Here is a 19,764-nt window from a genome sequence, read left to right on the forward strand (position 1 = left end):
GATATATGTATATCAAGAAGGGCGATAAGGTCCAGGTTCTCTCTGGTAAGGATCGCGGCAAGCAGGGCGTTGTCCTGCGTGCTCTCCCCGCCGAGAACAAGGTCGTTGTCGAGGGCGTTTCGGTCGTCAAGAAGGCCGTCAAGCCCAACGCTGCCAACCAGCAGGGCGGCATCGTTTCGCAGGAGGCTCCCATCGATGCCTCCAACGTCAATCTCGTTTGCCCCGAGTGCGGTAAGGTTACCCGCGTCGGTCACGAGAAGGACGGCAAGAACAAGCTGCGTGTCTGCAAGAAGTGCGGCCACAAGTTCTAAGCTGCCCGCAACATCTAAGTTGCTAGCAAAGGCCCGGATGCCACGGCACCCGGGCCTTTTTCTATCCCTACTCATTGGGGACAGACATAAATGAGTGGCTACTCATTGGGGACAGACATAAATGACTAGTCGTTGGGGACGTTCTTAAACGGCTAGTTGATGGGGACAGTCTTGCCACGAAAGCGTCGTACGGGAAACGCCCCCAGGTTTCGGCAGCCTGGGACAGTCCCTATGTGCCGGCAGTTAGGGATGGTCTTTTGATGTCTGATGCCCCTAGGGGGCAGAGTAAGACAGCCTGCTTTGCCTTTAGGGGTTTTGGTGTTCCAACTTTTTATGCATCATAACGATCGATGCATGCGTATTTACGCACAGAGTCTTGCGCGATAATGCGCATAGCCGCGCAAATATCTGCTAATTATGGTTTAATAATAACCGATAAACAAATAAACACGCAAATACAAGCAAATACGCGCAAGTTTGTGCGAATATAAGGCTGTTGGAAATGAAGAACTTCCGGTGACTCAGGAGGCACATGATGACAGATTCCAAACAGGCTCCGCTCGACGCCGAAGCAGCCGCTAAGGCGGCGTTTGCCTCGGTCCAGGATCAGCCGTTCCCTAACGACATCTTTACGGCTCCCGAGCTTCGCTGGGCTGTGATCGGCTGCGGCGTTATCGCCAACCAGATGGCCCAGTCTCTCGCCCTTGCCGGCCGCAAGCTTGCGGGCGTCGCCAACCGTACGCTCTCCAAGGCTCAGGCTTTTGCCGAGCAGTATGGCGTCGAGAAGGTGTACGAGACGGTTGAGGACCTCTACGCCGATCCCGACATCGACGCCGTTTATATCACCACGCCGCATAACACGCATATCACCTACCTGCGCGCCGCTCTGGCAGCAGGCAAGCACGTGCTTTGCGAAAAGGCCATCACCCTCAACTCCGCCGAGCTCGACGAAGCGCGTGCCATTGCCGACGAGCATAACGTGGTCCTTATGGACGCCACCACGGTGCTCCACATGCCCTTGTATCGGGAGCTGCGTCGCCGCATGGATGCCGGCGAGTTTGGCCGCATGAACCTCGCTCAGCTCAACTTTGGCAGCTACAAGGACTACGGCGACCTGACCAACCGGTTCTACAACCGTAGTCTCGCCGGCGGTGCCATGCTCGATATTGGCGTGTATGCCCTGTCCGTCATGCGCCTCTTTATGGCAAGCCAGCCTGTTGAGGTCGTTTCGCTCGGCAACACCTGTGAGACCGGCGTTGACGTTGCGGGCGGCATCGTCTGCCGTAATGCCGAGCAGCAGCTGGGCGTGGTGAGCCTTACACTTCACTCCAAGCAGCCCAAGCGCTCGGTCATCAGCTTTGACAAGTGCTATATCGAGGTCAACGAGTATCCGCGTGCCGATCACGCGACCATCGTGTGGACTGCGGACGGGCACCGTGAGGAGGTCCACACCGGCACCGAGGCATACGCTCTGTGCTACGAGATGGCCGACCTGGAGAAGGCCGTTGCCGGCGATGATTCGAAGCGCGAGCTTCTGGATTACGCTTCTGATGTCATGGAGCTTATGACCAAGCTCCGCGCCGACTGGGGAGTCGTGTACCCCGAGGAGGAGTAAGCGATGCTTGCGGAGGATAGGCTCAACGCGATCGTGTCGATGGTCCAGCAGGCTGGCTCGGTTACTGTGCAAGAGCTTGCCGATACCCTGGGCGTAACGGCGTCTACCATTCGGCGCGACCTGCAGACGCTCGATCGAGCACACCGTATCGCCAAGGTCCACGGCGGAGCGACAAGTCTTGAGCGCGCGCACGTGACGCGCGACCTAACGCTCAATGAGCGCAGCGACCTCCATAACGACGATAAGGAGCGTATCTGCGCCCGCGCCGCGGCGCTGGTGGAGCCCGAGAGCTTTGTATACATCGACTCGGGCTCGACGACGCTCAAGCTCATCGAGCATCTTCCACACCTTGAAGATGTCACCTATGTGACCGATTCCGTGCTCCATGCTCAGCACCTCGCTTTGCGCGGCATGCGCACCGTGGTGCTGGGCGGCGAGCTCAAGCCCGAGACCGAAGCGCTCGTCGGTCCCGATGCTCTGGCAACCCTAGACCGCTACAACTTTAACTGCGGCTTTTGGGGTTCTAACGGCATTGCCGCCGAGCAGGGCTTCACGGCGCCCGATATCGAGGAGGCACAAGTAAAGCGCATCTCGATGCGCCATACGGCCAAGCGCTTTGTAATCTCGGACGCCAGTAAATTTGGCATGGTGGCGCCCGTCAAGTTCGCGGATTTTCGCGACGCAACGATTATTACCGCGGGCGAGGTGCCCGCCAAGTATCGGGCAATGGACAACGTCATCACGGTCTAGCGACGGGACAAGGCCAAAACCATCACAAAGGCGCCTGTCCCCATTGTGGTGGTTAGTAACGAAAACCGAGTAGTTTTCTCAATAGAAAAGCGGCAACGTCCATCACAGGCGTTGCCGCTTTCGTTGTCCGCCGGTTTGTCTAAGTCTGTAACAACTGGACCGTTAAAAGTGGGCTAGATGTTACAGATTGAGATACTTCCGAACCGCGCCATCCCTTTGTCTCAATCTGTAACATCTGGGACCGATTTTGCCGAGTTATTGTTACAGATCGAGATTTTCCCTTGAGGGGGATTTGAATGTCTCGATCTGTAACAGATAGACCGGAAAATGGGTTCTAACTGTTACAGATCGAGACGTTTTGGCGCCGCGGCTGAGCCATCGTGGCGGCTTGACGTTTGCCCAGATAAAACCTGCCAAAATAAACCTGTCCCTTTTTGGCAGGTTTTAGGGCTCCCAGGGGCAGGGGGCTTCGATGTAGATGTGCTCGCCGGTTACGGGATGGGTAAAGGATACGCTGTGGGCGTGGAGCATGAGGCCACAGGGGCGCGGCGTTCCGTACAGGTCGTCGCCAACCAGGGGATGGCGCTCGCTTGCCAGGTGCACGCGGATCTGGTGTTTGCGGCCCGTGAGCAGCTCAACATCGATATACGAACGGGTGGGCAGGCCTCGGCGGCTCTTAAGGCGCTTGAGCACCTTCACGCGCGTCTGCGACGGCTTGCCGCTGGCACCGACGCGCATCTTGCGGCTATCGTGGCGGTCGCGGGCGATGGGCTTGTCGATGAGCTTTTCGTTCCAGTCGATCTTGCCCTCGGCGAGCGCCAGATAGTGCTTTTCGAAGGCGTGGTCGATGACCATCTGGTCAAAGGCGGGCTGCGTCTGCTTGTCGAGCGAGAACAACACCACGCCGGTAGTGTCGCGGTCCAAGCGGTTGAGCGGCTGCATGTCGGTCGCGGCAAAGCCGTCGCCCATCGCCAGCAAAAGGTCGCTGGCATAGTCGGTAAGCGTGCGCTCGCCGGTGCCGTCGCCGTGGACGATCATGCCGGCGGGCTTATCGATGGCCATGAGCCAGGCGTCGCAGTAGAGGACTTGGGGTTCTTCGTTCACGTGTAAGCCTTTCGGTTAGCTAATTCCCACAAACATGCAGCCCGAAGTGGCGCCGCGCAGGCGGGCGGCGGGCTTACGGCCGGCCTGCGCGGCCTCGACGGCGCGACGGACGCGTGCGACGGCGCGGCCAATCTCATCGGCCTCGAGCAGGGTTCCGTCGACCATGAGACGGCGCACGCCGGCGTCGAGCAGCTGTGGAACCTGCGGTGTGAGGTCGATGGGGTAGGCGTCGTACAGGCGCGAGCGGCCGTGGATGTCGGTGCGCACCGGCATGACCTTGCCGTCGATATTCTTGAGCGACAGCTTGCGGGCGCGCAGGCGGCAGTGGGCGCAATCGTGGATGCAGCCATTGGCCACCTGCAGGATACAGTGCTCGCTCGTCATAACGCGCGGGCGGCCGAAAACGGTGATGCCCAGGGCTGCGGGCGCGGAGGTGCCAAGCGAGATAATCTCGTCGAGCGTGATCTCGGGCGAGAGCCAAAACGCCCCGGCTCCGCGCTCGGCAAGTGCCTCCATGCAAGGCGTGTTGTGCACGGGCAGGCAAGAGCGAATCTCGGCCGTGGCACCAACCTGGGCGGCCAGGGCAAGCTCAGAGATGTTGCCAATAGCGACCGTGGCACCGGCAACGACCCACGGGTCGACGCGCGCGTGGTCGACGGCGCGGCAGACCTCATCGAGCACGGGAACAATACCCTGCTCAAACGCATCGGCGGGGGAGAGCTCGGCCGCATCGAGCGCGTCGGTGGTCATGTAGATGCGCGCGGCTCCCTCCGCGCGCGCTGCCTCGGCGGCCTCGAGCGAGGTGACGGTGGCACAGATCTGCGGCTCATCGCGGTAGTGCTCGGGCGCGGGGCGGGAATCACTGGTGACAATCGCCGGAATCTCGAGCGTTTTCGCGCGCTCCTCGTAAGGCGCCAGAATGGCCTCCTCGAGCGCCTTGCAAGCGGCGGCGCGCACCTTGTGCACAGCGGAGAAGCCCATGCCACAGCCCTCATCGAGCGCCACGTCAAAGCTCGCGGCCTCAAAGGGCGAGGAGCCCATGCGGCCCACATGCTCCACCAGATCGGACGCCTCAACCGCGCGGGTCTTGGCGGTCTCGACGGTAAAGCCGGTGGCGGTGGCGGTGAGCGTGGGGTCGTCGCAGCAGGTGAGCGTGACGGTAAACGGCTCGCCCAGACGCGCCGCGACGGACACGTCTACGGCGCGGCGGCGTAGCACGTCGCGCTTGAGCGCGGCGCCGGCAGCGTCAATGGCGCGCTGACTGCGAATCACACGCACGCGGCAGCCCTCGGGCATACTACGGGGCACGCGGCACTCGATGATGTCGCCGGCGGCGGCATCATCGGCGGCGATGGTAGTCAGGAACTGGTCGAACTCATCGTCGTGACGAAGCTCCAACAGGTCGCCCTTGCCCACGGGCTCAAACAGCTCAATGCGGGCGATGGCGGCGCGGCGACGACGGTCGTCGGGTTTGAGCCCGCGCACGTCGCGGTTGGCCATACGGCTGCCCAGCACCGTGCCCACGATCTGGCCGCGGTTGTTGGAGCGCCCGTAGCTCATCATCTCGTCGCCCGAGGTGCCGTCCTGATAGGCGTGCGTAAAGTCGCGGTTAAAGCAGCGCTTGAGTTGGCGCTGGCGAGCGGCGTCCTCGTCCTTATCTACGACGGCCCCGGCCAGCATGTCATCGATCTGATGACGATACACATCGACGATGGAGTACACGTAATCGGGCGCCTTCATACGGCCCTCGAGCTTGAGCGATGCGGCGCCGGCGTCATACAGGCGGCGAACAAGCTGTGAAGTGTTGGTGTCGCGCGGGCATAGCGCGCGCTCGCGACCGGCGGGGGAGAGCGTGCGGCCGTTCTCGTCAATTAGCTCGTAAGGCAGGCGACAGGGCTGGGCGCACATGCCGCGGTTGGCCGAGCGGCCCGCCATGGCAAAGCTCGAGAGCAGGCACAGGCCCGAGTAGCAAAAGCAGATGGCGCCGTGGCTAAAGACCTCCAGGTCAACGTCGGGCGCGGCGTCGTGGATGGCGGCGATCTCGTCGATGGAAAGCTCGCGCGAGAGGGTCACGCGGTCGGCGCCCTGCTCGCGGCACCAGATGGTTCCACGGTCATCGTGGATGTTCGCTTGGGTCGAGATATGGGTCTCGATGCCGGGCATGGTGCGCTTGACCTCAAAGAACAGGCCCCAGTCCTGGATGATAAAAGCGTCGGCGCCCAGCGTGGAGCAGCGGTGGATGAGCTGCAGTGCATCGCTCATCTCGGACTGCTTGATGACGATGTTGACCGTGACGTAGACGCGCGAGCCGGCCAGGTGCGCGGCGCGGCAGGCCTGCTCAAAGGCCTCATCGGTAAAGTTGGTGGCCTTGCGGCGGGCGTTGAAGCTGCCCATGCCGCAGTAGATGGCGTCTGCCCCGGCGGCGAGCGCGGCGGCAAAGGGCTCCGGGCCTCCGGCGGGGGCCAGAAGCTCGGGCCTGCGGTTGGTGGTTCGGCTGGCGGTTGCGGTCATATCCTGCCTTTCAAAATGCTCAGATACTCAAAAGTATAGTGGCACCGTCGCGATGGGCGATGCCCGCAGCCTAAGCAGGACAAAGTCTTCAGCAGCCTGGGCTGGCTGACCCCGTGGAGAACCGTTCAGCGGTTCGGGGAAACCGTTGGGCGATAAAATATTCTCGCATTCTGATAATTATCTTGCAGCGGGCAAAATCATCCCCTACTATCCCAATCAAGCGCGGTATTCAGACCGAACTGTGCCTCCCGGTGCGAACGCCGCGCTCACGCTCTCTATTTGATCGTAAGGAGAAAAACATGAGCAAGACCGTCGTGTCTTCCGATAACGCGCCCGCAGCCATCGGCCCGTATTCCCCCGGTATCCAGACCGGCAACATGGTGTTCCTGTCCGGCCAGCTGGGCATCGATCCCGCGACCGGCAAGCTGCCCGAGGGCATCGAGGCCCAAGCCAAGCAGTCCCTCGCCAACGTCGAGGCCCTGCTGACCGCTGCCGGCGCTACGTTTGCCGATGTCGTCAAGACCACGGTCTACCTGGCTGACATCGCCGACTTTGCCGCCGTGAACGAGATTTATGCCTCCAAGTTTGAGGCCCCGTTCCCCGCGCGCAGCGCTTTCCAGGTTGCCGCTCTTCCGGCTGGCGGTCTGGTCGAGATCGAGGTCGTCGCCGCTCTCTAAGGCGTTGGCAACAACTAAACATGACATGCAAAAAGACCCTGCAGCGCGTGTGAGCTGCAGGGTCTTTTGTCACGTGACGGATCGCTTGCGGAGCCACCAAGGGCAGTCTTTTTGGGACGGGGCCATTTTAGCTACCCCTATATGCAGGATTGATTTTACTTGCGGCTCATCGAAATCGTGGGCAGAGGGAGGGTAGCTAAAAGAGCCCCGTCCCAAAAAGACTGCCCGCGCTCCATTTTGCTCGTTAGCCCTCCTTGCGAACTTTTTGCAGGTAGCGGTAGACGCTGGGCTCCGAGATGCCCAGCGAGGTGGCAGCGCAGGCAACAGCGCCCTTGAGCATAAATACGCCGTTGCCGTTAAGGTGGCGAATAACGTCCACGCGATCGGCCTGCCCAAGCGAGGCGACATCCTGGCCGCGGCTTTCGAGCAATTCGGAAATGCTGTGGTCGATGAGCTCCTGCGTGGACTCCGAAAGGCTTTCGATCTCGATGGGGGAGGGCTCCGTGCGGACCGGCGCGGCGTCGAAGCAGGCCATGAGCTGCTGAGCCATGGCGTTGATGGAGCGTACCGTGGAAAGATCGGTGTTGACGCAGAGCATGCCGACGATCTCGTTATCCTCGCGAATAAAGTACGTTGCGGATTCCAACGTCTTGCCACCGGCACCGCGCCCCTCGTAGCCCGTAATAAACGGCAGGTCGCGATACTTGGGATCGTGCATGATCTTGAGTGCCAGATCGGTGGCGGGACCGCCGACCTTGCGGCCGCTCACGATGCCGTTGCGGATATCGACGATGGCGTGGTCGGGATCCGAGAAATCGTGCAGCACGATTTCGCTGTTTTTGCCGAGTATCTGCTCCAGGAAATCGACCATCGGCAAAAAGCGACGTACAGTCTCGTTCACGGGCAACTCCTTTGGATGAAATCGGAAGTTTCATAACAATTTTTTCTCATGGTAACACGGTGTCTATTGACTCGTATATTCGCAGGTACATTGCGTAATGCAGACGAACGGTAGGATTTTGGCGGTAAGCGGTCGACCAAAAGAAAAGTTAGATGTTATTTTGACCAGACACTTTCCTGACCTGCGGAAATGCGTTATCTCAGCTGAAAAAAAGTCTGATAACAAAAAATTATTATTGAGAATGAGAAAGAGCACCGACATCATTCAGGTGGCGCTCATTCTTTCGGCAATCGACACGGCCCTTCAGGCCTTCGCTCCCTTCCGCCGCATCGGCGGCGGCCTGCCCATCGTCATGGGCGTCTCGTTCGCGTTCCTGCCGGCCCTGCAGGCCATGGGTGCCTCGGGCTTTAGCTTTGGTGCGCTGCTGGGCGGCGAGATTGTCGGCGGTGCCGTCGCGGTCCTCTTTGGTCTGGCCTACAGCAAGATTAAGTGGCTGTTCCCGCCCGTCGTGACCGGTACGGTCATCTTCTCCATCGGCGTCTCCCTGTATCCCACGGCCGTCAAGTATATGGCCGGCGGTATGGGCACGCCGCTGTGGGGCACCCCGCAGGCCTGGTGCGTCGCTCTTATCACCTTCGCCGTGGTCTTCGCGCTCGCCAACTTTGGCAAGGGTACGTTCAAGCTGGGATCTGTGTTCTTTGGCATGATCGTTGGCATGATCGTCTCCATCCCCTTTGGCATGATCGACTTCTCCAGCGTCGCCACCGCTCAGGTCTTCGCCCTTCCCAAGCTCATGCCCTACGCGCTCGAGTTTGATCCCGAGGTCTGCATTACCCTCGCCGTCGTGTTCCCCATGGTTGCCATCCAGGTTATCGGCGATGTCTCCGCCGCCTGCCTGGGCTCCATCGACCGTATGCCCACCGAGCGCGAGCTCTCCGGCGCCATCGTGTCTCAGGGCCTCACTTCTATGGCCGGCGGCCTGCTGGGCGGTCTTCCCACCAGCGCCCTTGGCCAGAACGTGGGCATCATCTGCTCCAACAAGGTCGTCAACAAGTGGGTCTTTGTGATCATCGCGTCCGTCTTTGCCATCGCCGGCCTGTTCCCGCAGCTTTCTGCCGTCCTTTCCGGTATCCCGCAGCCCGTCATCGGCGGCGCGACCGTCGGCGTCTTTGGCACCATCACCATGAACGGCGTGCGCATGTTCACCCGCGAGGGCCTTACGCAGCGCACTACCACCATCGTCGGTACCTCCGTCGTCTTTGGCTTGGGTATCTGGATGGCCAGCGGTTGCCTTGCCGGCGAGGGTATGCCCACCTGGGTGTCCACCGTCATCGGCTCCAATGCCGTAACCCCCACCGCCATCATGGCCATTGTCCTTAACCTGATCCTTCCGCAGACGCCGGTCGTGGCTCAGCACATCGATGCTGCCAAGGACGCTGCCGTGGATCTGGTCTTGCCCGAGAGCAAGAAGTAACTAATTCGGTGCTATTCGTCGGCGGACGCATCGCCTCGTCCGCCGACGCCATGCGGCGCCAAGCCGCACTTCAAAGGGTTTGTCCCGTGGGTAAAATAAGGCTGACGGCAGCCCAAGTGGTGAAGAGCTGGGCAGTGTCGTTGTTTAGATTAAGGGGTCGATGCCTTAACGGCGTCGACCCCTCTTTTTATGCTTCGGACGCTGCTTGAGTGCCTCGGAAAGTCCGATGAGCGCTGTGAGGAGCGAGACCAGAGCGGTCAGGAGCTTCCGGAACGGTCCGTGTGCGGTGGTGTACCGCCCCTTTTGCGTGCGCCGCTTGTCGAATTACGTTATAGCTAGCTATAACGTAAAGGAAGCTGAGGGTCCGTCCTGTGTTGTTGGTGACGGGGCTTTGCCCGATCGCGTGGTCTTTAGCATTTGCGGTTGAGTGCTCCGTGGATGTTGAGTGGTGGCTGGAGTAGAGCGACGAGTTGAGCGAACGCAGGAGCGGGCGCCGAGGCCTCGTTACTGAAAATTCATTTGTTAAACCTGGCAACCGTGGGTAGAATGAAGTCGACGGCAGCCCAAGGGTGATAGCTGGGCAGCGCCGTTACTTAGTTCAAGGGGTCAATGCCTTAACGGCGTCGACCCCTCTTCTTTTGCTTCGTACGCTGCTTAAGTGCCTCGGTAAGCCCGATAAGCGCCGTGAGGAGCGAGACCAAAGCGGTCAGAAGCCTCACGAAATCAATCAGATCGGTCATGGGCATCACCTCCCATCGCATGGAGGGCGCTGCCCGGCACATGGAACTGCCGTCAACAATAACCAGTCTATCAAACTGCAGTCATAAATACGAATATATGTTCGCTAATAACAGCGACGTGGCCATCTCAAAGCGCGGCTTTACGCAAGGGTGCCGGGTGGCCGCGCTGGGCGATTTCATGTCCGCACGAGCGCCTATCCTTACGGCAATGTAGCCGCCTATGTAGCAAGCGGCAGGCAACGGAGAGAGGCCATAACCGTGTCAGCTGAAAAGACGCCGCGTATCTCGGCTATCGATACGACGAACTTTGCGCGCCAGATCGTGCTGGACTTTGAGTTTGCGCCGGTGCCAAAGCAGCGCCAGCGACGTGGACTGCGCAACGAGATTATCGAGGTCGGCGCCGTTAAGCTCGATTACCACGGCAACGTTATGGGCGAGTTCTCGCAGTTTGTGCAGACGGAATTTACCGAAGGCGTTGCGTTTCCCGTCCGCGAGCTCACAGGGATATCGGCCGTGGACACCGCGATGGCCGATCCGCTCTATGTGGTGATCAAAAGGCTCAGCGATTGGATCGGTCGCTACTCCGCCCAGATAGTTTGCTGGAGCGGGACGGACCGTCGACAGCTTTTGGCCGAGTGCCAGGCAAAGCACATCGACCTTTCCGCATTTCCTACGGACTGGGCCGACCTGCAGGCGTTTTACACCTCGATCATGGATGTGGGCAGCCACGGGCGCGTCTCGTTGGGCGACGCGGCAACGTGGTTTGGCATCGAGTTCGACGAGTCGACGGGCCATGCCCACAGCGCCCTAGCCGATGCGCGCGTGACCGCCAAGCTGCTCAAGCAGGTGATGGACGAGGACTACCACGTGAGCCCGCGCGCCCAGGAAGTCCGCCAGCGGTTGGGGATGGGCGAGCGAGCCGAGACGTGCCTTTCTAGCAAGTGCCCCGAGCTGGGCGACCTGCTGCTGAAGCTGAAGGCGGAGGGGAGGTAGGTAGATTGTGGAGACCTAACTCTGCATCAAATTCGGCGTGGAGCAAGGTCAGATCAAAATGAGCCGTACGAGCTGCTGGTGCAATATACTTGAGATACCCAAGGGGGAAAGGAGGCGAAATGGCAAAGCCGCTTTAGAAAAAGCGAAGCGGGGTGTTGATTGCCTTGAAAGTGATGCAATGTCTCTGATTTGGCTTAATAATTGCCTAACTGCCTATGATTACTTTTTCCACAATGCAAACAACTTCAATCGCGATATCGAAGACGAACTCAACCGAAATTTTCTGATGCACGGGATGATGTACAAGCCGGTAAGAAAACAGGCATGCAAGAAGCTGCTCCTTCTGCTCCATTCTTCATCAGCGGTCTTCGAAATGTTGAAGTGCTAGATCGGAAAGCTCGTTTGCAACTAAGCTATTCGAATGAGAGGCGACCGCATTTTGAGCGTCTCATACTCTAGGTGTCTAGGTGTCTAGGTGCAATATATCGGACTGTGTTTGATTCGTAAACCCGAATTGTTGTTCAACAATTTGCGCTGTACCTGCGGCGAGAGAATAGATACCGCTCATCGTTAATATGCCGAGTTTGGCAATAAAAATCACGAAACCGAATATAATTCAAGACAAGGTTATGGGGTTGCTGGCTTCATTTCAGGTGGCCAAACAACAGAATGGCCAAGATAACGAGGGTATTGTGAACAGTAGTCAAAGGGCGTCATTCGCTGATCTATTTAACTCTCATTCTTGCGTAGGAAATGATATCCATTTCTCTTTCCCAAATATGGGTGAGGTTGAAATTACGTCGATCACGCGGGCGAACTTGTCTTTGCTGCGCAGGGCTCGAACAAAGGGATGCCCGGGCCTTATTGTCAGCTGCCCTGATTTTGAAAGAGAAGCCATCGCTATTGTGCTCTTGGCGGCGCTGGAGAACTTGATGACTGGTGAGCCTCGCCAAGGACTTCATAAGGTTCAGGTTGGCGATAAGGTCGCGATCGGAAACTGTGTCGTCAAGATTACCTCGATTGACGAAAAAACAGTCAGATTTTCTTCTCAAGATGAATCGCTTGGCCTCAGCAGAGAGGTGAGGGAGTTTCCACTTGCCCACAACGCTTCCGCTGCCGCGGAACTCTCGTTGACGCGAAGCACGAAAAAACGCAAGCGCAATTCATGGCGTAGAGAAGAAGAGCTCTATCAGTCGCTTGCCCCAACACTCAGAGACATTTTGAATCAATGTGGCAGAACCGTTCAACCAGTTGGTTACGTTACCTCTCCATCCCAATACGCGAATGATGCACCGACTGCCATCTGTAAAGGCAAAGTGCGTATAGGGGGCCGGGAATACGACCTGAATGAAGCAATGCCAGTGGTTTACGTTGACCAAAACGGCGAGGAGCACTGTGGCTTTAAATGGCCTTTTGCATGCACTCCATCCATTTATATTGGTCCGCGGGTAGACGGAGTAGGTAGCATTTCTCAAATAATCGACATCTCTATGGATGAATCGCTTCCCGTTGAATTTGTGTCCCTGAACATTTCTACTCCCGATTTGATGAACACAACACTTCTAAGCGACATCTTAGATTTAAAAGATTGTGGAATTGAGGCTATAGGCTTCTGTGATCGTTGGACTATGGATCGTTTGCGTCAGCTTGGCGATCAGGGCTTTCTGCTATTTGACTGGGATGACTGCAATGCCGCGCTGTTGTCAGATGACCCAGTTCTGTCCGATATCCAGCGCAGGGTTCTTGATAAGCCTCATGAAATTGTGTATCCGGTGCCCGATGAACGGGCGGGCTTAACGCGTGCGGCCGAGATCGTATATAACACATTGGGCGGCATTGATGTGGATGACGACGATGTCCTCGGGGCAATCCAAGACATCTATGTTGTTTTGGGGTCTGCAATTCGAATGACGGAAGCGCCTGACAAAAAATACAGCGATTTGCAGTGTGACATTATCAACTCCGCGCGTGAATTGATCGAAGACTCGAGAGTTTTGATGCTCCCTGATTACAATCTGCTCGTTGAGGCATGCGGCATTTTAACTGATGTATTTAGAGCGGGACATCGAATGCCAAAAGAACAGGTCATATACGATTTAATTGTCGACGGCATTGAGGATGACTTGTCTACCATTCTTGTTGTTGACAGAAATCGGGTTGACGAAGTCTATGCTTATTGGGCAAAGGAACTTGAGCTAAACGGATATAGCGCGAAGCAATTTAAAGTGATTGCGGTAAGAGACTATCTGCGAGGAAAATATCTCGGCAGCCAGGATCGAGTTATTTTTAGCGGATGGTATGACAAGGGGACTATGGTCAAGGCCCTTCATGCCGGTTTGGCGAACAATGTCTATCTTGTTCTCTATGGATATGAAGATGGAAACGGTGGACTAGAAGTTGGTTGGCGGACAAATGCCCGCTTGCAATGGAATGAAATGACGAACCGTTGTCTCAAAATATCGGATAAGACATTGGATGCATTGGACGTTTCGCCGCTTAAGAGAATAAATAGAGTCTTGCCGTCAAGACGGGCAGGTGTACCGGTTGAAACTGAAGTTATTTGCGGAGAACAGCCATCGTCTTTCGTTAGTAAATTAGAGGAAAAGAGAATAAGCAAAGACATTGCAAAAGACGGAGAAGAATCAGTTCTCGCAACGCCGGTGTTGTTTCATGATGGAACTCACGTTTGGCTTAGAGCCAAAACTTCGGGTAGGAAGGGTGGCCGTCTTCTTGTTATCAGCAATTGTCTTGCTGGAAAAAGTGCAGAGCCCGATCAGAAATCCGCTTCGGCTCTTCTTCCGGGGGACGTGGTTTTGCGAACTCATTCGGATAAGTCGTATATAAAAAGGGAATCTGAAAGGTCCACAGAAAACTACGACAACGTGCTGGCTGTGGCGCATAAATGGCGTGAACCAATTAAGGACGCACGTATGGCTGGATACACAGATGCCGAAATAATAGACAGGATTTACTCAGAGGTGTCGGAAACGCGAACGAAAAGCGCAGTCCGAGCTTGGGTGAGAGGGAGGAATATTGCACCGCAAGCGAAAGAGGACGTGCGGGCGATATTTGTTGCGCTTGGTTTTTCGATAACCGACGAAGAATTAAATTCTATCGAGCATGCTGTCTCTGCCATCAGGAACAAGCACCGCGCGGTCGGCAGAATTGCGGCGAAAGATATGGTTGCAGCGTTTATTCGCGATTTAGCTAAATATGGTCTAGATAGCGCGGTTGCCGGTTTCGACGAGCGACATGAGGCAGGCGATATCGAGCTGCTCAGAGTGGCTTGCGTTGGCGATCAAAAGGACGTGGCGATTAGTCGTGTTGACGTTTTGTAGGGAGTGCTTTTAGATGAATACAAAATTCGATGACACTATTGATGAAGAGCTCAGGAACCGTCTGTATAAGTCTGTGCATGAGGAGTTTGTTGGGCCGATGGACCCAGACTCTGAAGAAATACTTGACGAGCGTGATTCTCCGGCGGGTCGGTATCATGCTGGAGTCTTGCACCCAAGGGGCGCTCACGTTGATGTCGCCCAAGGGGAGAGCGCCGGCAGAGAACCGGACACGGCTCTGGATGAACGCAATGAGGGCCCTGCTCGCGACGGTGGCTTGCCAGATATAGCGGATGCCTCAGATGTGGGCGAGGCTTTACCCGACGAGGACTATGAAGAGCCGGTCGCGCTATCTAACGCACGTGCACAGTCTGCCATTAGCATGACCGTGGCAGTTCGGCCGGGAGACGTCCTGTCGGCCGATATCCGTTGCGCAAAATATGTCCGAATCAAAGCCGACGACAAGAGCCATTTTAAACGCGTTCCTGTGCACTTTGTTTTCAAATCGGGAGACCTTGCAATTCCAAGCGGACGTCATGATGATGTCAAGCGCGTTTACAGGTTGGGGAAAGAGCATCTCGAGCTATGGCTCGTTTACCGTCGTGCTATTTCCGGCGGCGTAGTGCTCACGGTGGCTGTATGTAATACGGACAACGCAACGGGCAATCGGTCCGACGATGATCTCAAGTGTTATTACCAAACTTATTTAAGAATTAGCTCTAGCAGCGGCCTTATTCCGCCGGTATGGAATCAGGCAAATGATGTTGCATCAGCGGAAGAAGCGACAAAACGACTTATCTATCGCAATATTCGAAACTATGCGATAGGGCATGGGTGTGCAACTCGTTGGGATGATAATCGGCCTGTATTATGGGCTGAAACTCAGATTATTCCAACTGCCGAAACGCGCTCAATGAAGCCAATTCACCCGTCTATGGAAAACGTGACCCTATCGATTGAAGATTTTGGCAATCCTGACCATTGGGATGACACTGTCAAGTCGATTCAGCTTTTATGCAAGAAATATGGTCAGTGGATTGCAGAAGTGAGGGGCAAGGCTGAAGGGCTATCGGAATGCTATCGAGCGGCAGCGTGGGATAACTTGGCTCAGTGTGAAATCTGCCTTAATCGTATTGAAGAGGGCCTCGGCACGTTGGAAACGGATGACATAGCAAAAAAGGCGTTCATAATGGCCAACGAGGCCATGTATGAACAGTTCTTGCATTATAGCGTTGTCTCGGGAGAGCGTGGCAGCCTTGATGAGCCCCTTGGATACACGCGTAGTTGGAGGCCCTTTCAGCTGGCCTTTATTTTGATGAATATCAGATCGATGGTGGATGAGACATGCGAAGACAGGAAAGTCGTCGACTTGATCTGGTTCCCAACTGGTGGCGGTAAAACGGAGGCGTATCTGGGGCTTACAGCATTCGTGCTAATTTGGGAGCGTCTGTCGCATAATGAGAGTGAAGGCGTCACCGTGTTTATGCGGTATACCTTACGTCTTCTGACTTCACAACAATTCGATCGCGCCTCTTCCCTTATCTGCTCTCTTGAAGCGATGAGGCGCAAGGAGCCCGAGCTACTCGGTGGTCGCGAGTTCAGAATTGGATTATGGGTTGGTGGTGATGCAAGTCCGAATAAGCGTGACGAAGCTGAGAAAAAGAGGCAGGCTTATGTTGATAGAAACGAAGGCCTTAATCCATTTCCAGTGCGCAAGTGCCCTTGGTGTGGGAGTAGTTTTGAAGACGACCGCAGGGCATCTTATGTGCGTCAAAGGCGGACAAAAAAGCTATTGTTTGTCTGCTCGAATCCTGAATGCGGTTATTCGAAAGGCGACGGACTGCCTTTGGATGTCGTCGATGAGGAGATTTATCAAAACCCGCCATCACTTCTTGTCGGAACAATTGATAAGTTCGCAATGCTGCCCTACCGTCACGAAGCCTTTGCTTTGTTCGGAATTCACAACGGCAGAAGGGGTCGTCCTCCCAAACTGATCATCCAGGATGAGTTACATTTAATATCTGGGCCGTTAGGGTCGATGGCGGGCCATTACGAAACCCTTGTTTCTGCGCTTTGCGAGCGTACGGACGACTCTTCCAAGATTTTGCCAAAAGTCGTTGCTTCGACAGCGACGGTTGGCAGGGCTAAAGAGCAGTGCAATCAGTTATATGCCTGTGGGGAAGACAAGGTATTTCAGTTTCCGCCTTCAGGAATAGACTACGACGACTCTTTCTTTTCCTATGAAGACAAGGAAGCTCGAGGTCGCCGATATGCTGGTTTGTTTATCCCGACATTGAATGCTGCTTCAGCAAATATACGCCTCTATGCAGACCTTCTTTGGGAGCCTGCAACATGGAATGATGTTACTGATGAACAAAAAGATCCTTATTGGACCATCGTTGGCTACTATGGAACAACGAGAGAACTTGGACAAGCCGTCACTTGGATGGGCGGTGATATTCCGGAACGACTTCACGAACACAAGATGCGTGCGGAGCGAGTTGGCGATAAATCCGTGCGGTATATCAACGTGGCGAAAGAGCTGACGGGACGTAAGGATGCCGACGAGGTGAGAAAGGGCTTAGACAGCCTCACTATTTCATATCCTTCGAGTAAGGCTGTTGACCTTTGTTTTGCGACTAATATGATTTCTGTAGGCTTGGATGTCGGGCGTCTTGGGCTGATGGTTGTCGAGGGCCAGCCCAAGACAACGGCAGAATACATTCAGGCAAGTAGTCGTGTTGGCCGCGGTAAGGCCAAGGGCATTGTGTTTGTTGTTTATAGTGCTACGAAGCCACGCGATCGTTCGCATTACGAGAATTTTGCAATGTATCACAATGGGTTTTATCAAAACGTTGAGCCATCTAGCGTCACCTCATTTTGTAGACAGGTCCGCGATCGTGCTCTGTTCGGAACCTTGATCGGTATTTATCGGTCGGTGGATGAAGAAGATTCCGAGGCGTTCCGAAGCCCCGAGGAAAGGGCTTTTTCACTTGCGGCGGAAACGATACTATCTCGAATCGAAAAGGTTGACCCTCATGAGCTTGCTGGTGCCAAACAGGATATAGAAGCCATTCGCGCCATTTGGCAAGAGAGTGACTATGACCGATGGTTCGAACTTAAGCCGGATAATCTTGATCCGCCGACTCCGCTTATGCATCCTTCGGGAAGCAAGACGAGCGATGCATGGAGCGGGGGAACGTTTGATGTTCCGACTTCGATGAGAAGCGTTGACGCTCAATGCAAGCTGCGGATTGTAGGCTCATATGGCGAATATAACGAGAGGGAGGCGGAATGTAATGCCTAGGTTCAATGCTGGAAATACTCGCAAACAGGGAAGAGGAAAAAGTTATTCGCTTCGCATGGGCCAGATGTTCGGGCCGTATAGCGTTGGCGCAATTTACCCGTGCGATGCCAATACTACGGTAATGATTGCCGGCCTTGATGCTTATGAGCAACAGGTAAACAAGGGGAACCTGGAGACAATTGCAGATTCAAGGCTGAAAAGATACGTTGGAGTAAATAGGTTGTATGCGCCTCCAGTTGATGACGGGCACCACGGCGGTTTCGTCCCAGCGCTTCGTTTTCCCAACTGGTTGTATTGCCCACGATGCGGTCAAATGCAATACAAAGAGTCGACCAATGTAAGTACACAGATTCGATGCGAGGCTTGTTCAAAAAAATTTAAGCGCGATATTAAGCTCATTCCAGAGCGTTTTGTCGTCGTGTGTCCACATGGCCATATCGATAATTTTCCCGTTATGCAGTGGGTGCATAACGGAACAGACATTGATCCGAAATCAAGAGAACATGTTGTAAGCAGAAGGACCATGGGCGGAAGTACGACCATGGGCGATATCGTCTATCAGTGCACTTGCGGAGCTCGTAAATCGCTCCACGGAGCTAATAGACCAGAAGGACTGAACAAGATTGGTTATCACTGCAGCGGCAGGCAGCCATGGCTTAATCGTATTTCCAAACAACAATGTTCTTGCGACGGGAAAGACCTGCGCGTCGTTATTATGGGCGCAACGAACGTATGTTATCCCGATGTGGTCAGCTCGGTGCTCATCCCCGATGCATTGGATGAGCGGGTGAAGAAAGTTGCTGATGAGCAGTTTACTACGATGCTCGAGTTCGATCGAAAAGGTGATTTGGACGCAGCGTTATCGTTAATTGCAAGCATGGGCGGAGTCGACCCGGAAGACTTGCGTCTGGCTTATCAACGAAAGAAAACTGAAGGGGACTCTGGACAATCCGAGATTGAGTATCTTCATGACGAGTATCTGACGCTGCGAGATCCTAAAATTAGGAAGAGTGGGGAATTTGTCGGTCGTGCCGTTAACCCCAATGAATACGAGTCGCCGCTAATCCGTAACTACATAGCGGGTGTATCCCTGATAGACACTTTGACCGTAACCCGGGCTCTCGTTGGGTTCACCAGATTGAACCCTGAATACAACGATCTGAAGAGTATGGAGGAAAGGCGAAGAGAGCTTTCGAGAAAACGACTTGACTGGACGCTTGCAAACCAAACCGTTGGTGAGGGAGTGTTTGTCGAATTCGACCAGAGCGTTTTGGAAGAGTGGTGTGCGCGGCCCGAGGTTGCTGCCAGAATCGAGGTAATGCAGGAAAACCTTAATAACGCGATAAAAAGTCGTAATGCTAAGCCTAGGGAGATCAATCCCCTGTTCGTCGCCATTCACACTTTTTCTCACATAGTTTTGTTGGGTATCAGCGAAGTCTGCGGTTATTCCGCCGCATCTCTTCGTGAAAGAGTGTATTGCCAAGCGTACCTAGAGGATGGCGCCGAGGAGTTCGAGGACATGCACGGCGTTCTAATCTACACTGCGTCCGCGTCGGGAGATGGTTCCCTGGGCGGCTTGGTCAGATCCGGGGAGCCGGGTAGGTTCGAAGAGATTCTAAACAATTCCATGCAGAAAGCTACTTGGTGTTCAGATGATCCTGTCTGTATTGAATCGCGGGGCCAAGGGCTTGACTCCTGTAATCTGGCAGCTTGTTATAACTGTGCACTTGTTCCGGAAACCGCCTGCGAAAACGGCAACAGGTTTCTCGATAGGGCTCTAATCGTAGGTACGTTCGACATGCCGACGACTGGTTTATTTAGTGCTGATCTTTACAATGCCCTTTGAGGAAATTGGAACAGGAAACAGACTGCTCAAACGCCTGTTTAACTAGTGGGCTAGCGAAAGCTGGCCCACTAGTTAATTGAAGGTCATAAAGACTATTCGGCTAAATATGTCCGCATGCGCATTTAATTTACTGTCATGCTGTCACTATTGCCATGCGTTGTGATACGCCTTAAGCTAGTGATTCGCTGTGTCAATTAGCG

General features: G+C 55.3%; 13 protein-coding genes. 9 read left to right on the plus strand and 4 right to left on the minus strand.

Going from position 1 to position 19,764, the window contains the following annotated elements; translation table 11 throughout:
• The first annotated feature begins 5 nt into the window (after window positions 1–5).
• From rplX to ACTNBY_RS03330, 3 genes are all read left to right on the plus strand, one after another.
• Window positions 6–311 carry a 50S ribosomal protein L24 gene (rplX, locus tag ACTNBY_RS03320; RefSeq protein WP_006235043.1) on the plus strand — a complete coding sequence of 102 codons (306 nt, stop codon included), beginning with the start codon at window positions 6–8 and terminating at the stop codon, window positions 309–311.
• Between the two features lie 535 nt (window positions 312–846).
• Complete coding sequence (locus tag ACTNBY_RS03325; RefSeq protein ID WP_441063342.1) at window positions 847–1,926, plus strand: Gfo/Idh/MocA family protein; 1,080 nt, start codon at window positions 847–849, stop codon at window positions 1,924–1,926.
• 3 nt (window positions 1,927–1,929) lie between these two features.
• A complete protein-coding gene (locus ACTNBY_RS03330; protein WP_427717633.1) occupies window positions 1,930–2,676 on the plus strand; it encodes a DeoR/GlpR family DNA-binding transcription regulator in 747 nt (248 codons plus the stop codon).
• 444 nt (window positions 2,677–3,120) lie between these two features.
• On the opposite strand, the gene ACTNBY_RS03335 is transcribed toward ACTNBY_RS03330, so the two are convergent.
• On the minus strand, window positions 3,121–3,780 hold the full coding sequence (locus ACTNBY_RS03335) for an RluA family pseudouridine synthase (RefSeq protein WP_441038833.1): 660 nt from the start codon (window positions 3,778–3,780) through the stop codon (window positions 3,121–3,123).
• A 15-nt stretch (window positions 3,781–3,795) separates the two neighbouring features.
• On the minus strand, window positions 3,796–6,291 hold the full coding sequence (locus tag ACTNBY_RS03340) for a DUF3656 domain-containing U32 family peptidase (protein ID WP_441063345.1): 2,496 nt from the start codon (window positions 6,289–6,291) through the stop codon (window positions 3,796–3,798).
• A gap of 299 nt (window positions 6,292–6,590) precedes the next feature.
• Here ACTNBY_RS03340 and ACTNBY_RS03345 point away from each other — a divergent pair, with 299 nt between their 5' ends.
• Entirely contained in the window at window positions 6,591–6,968 is a 378-nt protein-coding gene (locus tag ACTNBY_RS03345; RefSeq protein ID WP_152077077.1) for a RidA family protein, read from the plus strand.
• Between the two features lie 244 nt (window positions 6,969–7,212).
• Here ACTNBY_RS03345 and ACTNBY_RS03350 read toward each other — a convergent pair whose 3' ends face one another.
• Entirely contained in the window at window positions 7,213–7,869 is a 657-nt protein-coding gene (locus tag ACTNBY_RS03350; protein ID WP_441057188.1) for a helix-turn-helix transcriptional regulator, read from the minus strand.
• Between the two features lie 241 nt (window positions 7,870–8,110).
• Here ACTNBY_RS03350 and ACTNBY_RS03355 point away from each other — a divergent pair, with 241 nt between their 5' ends.
• A complete protein-coding gene (locus ACTNBY_RS03355) occupies window positions 8,111–9,343 on the plus strand; it encodes a uracil-xanthine permease family protein (RefSeq protein WP_441063347.1) in 1,233 nt (410 codons plus the stop codon).
• Between the two features lie 614 nt (window positions 9,344–9,957).
• Here the strand turns inward: ACTNBY_RS03355 and ACTNBY_RS03360 are convergent.
• Window positions 9,958–10,083 (minus strand): hypothetical protein, encoded by a 126-nt coding sequence (locus ACTNBY_RS03360; protein ID WP_441063349.1) that lies wholly within the window; start codon window positions 10,081–10,083, stop codon window positions 9,958–9,960.
• Between the two features lie 258 nt (window positions 10,084–10,341).
• Between ACTNBY_RS03360 and ACTNBY_RS03365 the strand changes: the two genes are divergently transcribed.
• The 4 genes from ACTNBY_RS03365 to drmB all read left to right on the plus strand — a co-directional run bounded on the left by ACTNBY_RS03365 (window position 10,342) and on the right by drmB (window position 19,564).
• The gene (locus tag ACTNBY_RS03365; RefSeq protein WP_441063350.1) at window positions 10,342–11,076 is read left to right on the plus strand and encodes an exonuclease domain-containing protein; all 735 of its coding nucleotides are present in this window, start codon (window positions 10,342–10,344) and stop codon (window positions 11,074–11,076) included.
• A gap of 635 nt (window positions 11,077–11,711) precedes the next feature.
• A complete protein-coding gene (locus tag ACTNBY_RS03370) occupies window positions 11,712–14,414 on the plus strand; it encodes a DISARM anti-phage system protein DrmE domain-containing protein (protein ID WP_441063352.1) in 2,703 nt (900 codons plus the stop codon).
• A 13-nt stretch (window positions 14,415–14,427) separates the two neighbouring features.
• Entirely contained in the window at window positions 14,428–17,718 is a 3,291-nt protein-coding gene (locus ACTNBY_RS03375) for a helicase-related protein (protein WP_427727140.1), read from the plus strand.
• Window positions 17,711–19,564 (plus strand): DrmB family protein, encoded by a 1,854-nt coding sequence (gene drmB / locus ACTNBY_RS03380; RefSeq protein WP_427727142.1) that lies wholly within the window; start codon window positions 17,711–17,713, stop codon window positions 19,562–19,564. Before ACTNBY_RS03375 ends, drmB begins: the two co-directional genes overlap by 8 nt.
• Window positions 19,565–19,764 lie beyond the last annotated feature (200 nt).

It is taken from the genome of Collinsella sp. HCP28S3_E12 (assembly GCF_052065595.1).
Classification (GTDB): domain Bacteria; phylum Actinomycetota; class Coriobacteriia; order Coriobacteriales; family Coriobacteriaceae; genus Collinsella.

What these genes read in the sequence shown, in the direction of transcription:
- rplX (WP_006235043.1), top strand. Translation starts at nt 6, where the DNA reads ATGTATATCAAGAAGGGCGATAAGGTCCAGGTTCTCTCTGGTAAGGAT.
- ACTNBY_RS03325 (WP_441063342.1), top strand. Translation starts at nt 847, where the DNA reads ATGACAGATTCCAAACAGGCTCCGCTCGACGCCGAAGCAGCCGCTAAG.
- ACTNBY_RS03330 (WP_427717633.1), top strand. Translation starts at nt 1,930, where the DNA reads ATGCTTGCGGAGGATAGGCTCAACGCGATCGTGTCGATGGTCCAGCAG.
- ACTNBY_RS03340 (WP_441063345.1), bottom strand. Translation starts at nt 6,291, where the DNA reads ATGACCGCAACCGCCAGCCGAACCACCAACCGCAGGCCCGAGCTTCTG.
- ACTNBY_RS03345 (WP_152077077.1), top strand. Translation starts at nt 6,591, where the DNA reads ATGAGCAAGACCGTCGTGTCTTCCGATAACGCGCCCGCAGCCATCGGC.
- ACTNBY_RS03355 (WP_441063347.1), top strand. Translation starts at nt 8,111, where the DNA reads ATGAGAAAGAGCACCGACATCATTCAGGTGGCGCTCATTCTTTCGGCA.
- ACTNBY_RS03360 (WP_441063349.1), bottom strand. Translation starts at nt 10,083, where the DNA reads ATGACCGATCTGATTGATTTCGTGAGGCTTCTGACCGCTTTGGTCTCG.
- ACTNBY_RS03375 (WP_427727140.1), top strand. Translation starts at nt 14,428, where the DNA reads ATGAATACAAAATTCGATGACACTATTGATGAAGAGCTCAGGAACCGT.
- drmB (WP_427727142.1), top strand. Translation starts at nt 17,711, where the DNA reads ATGCCTAGGTTCAATGCTGGAAATACTCGCAAACAGGGAAGAGGAAAA.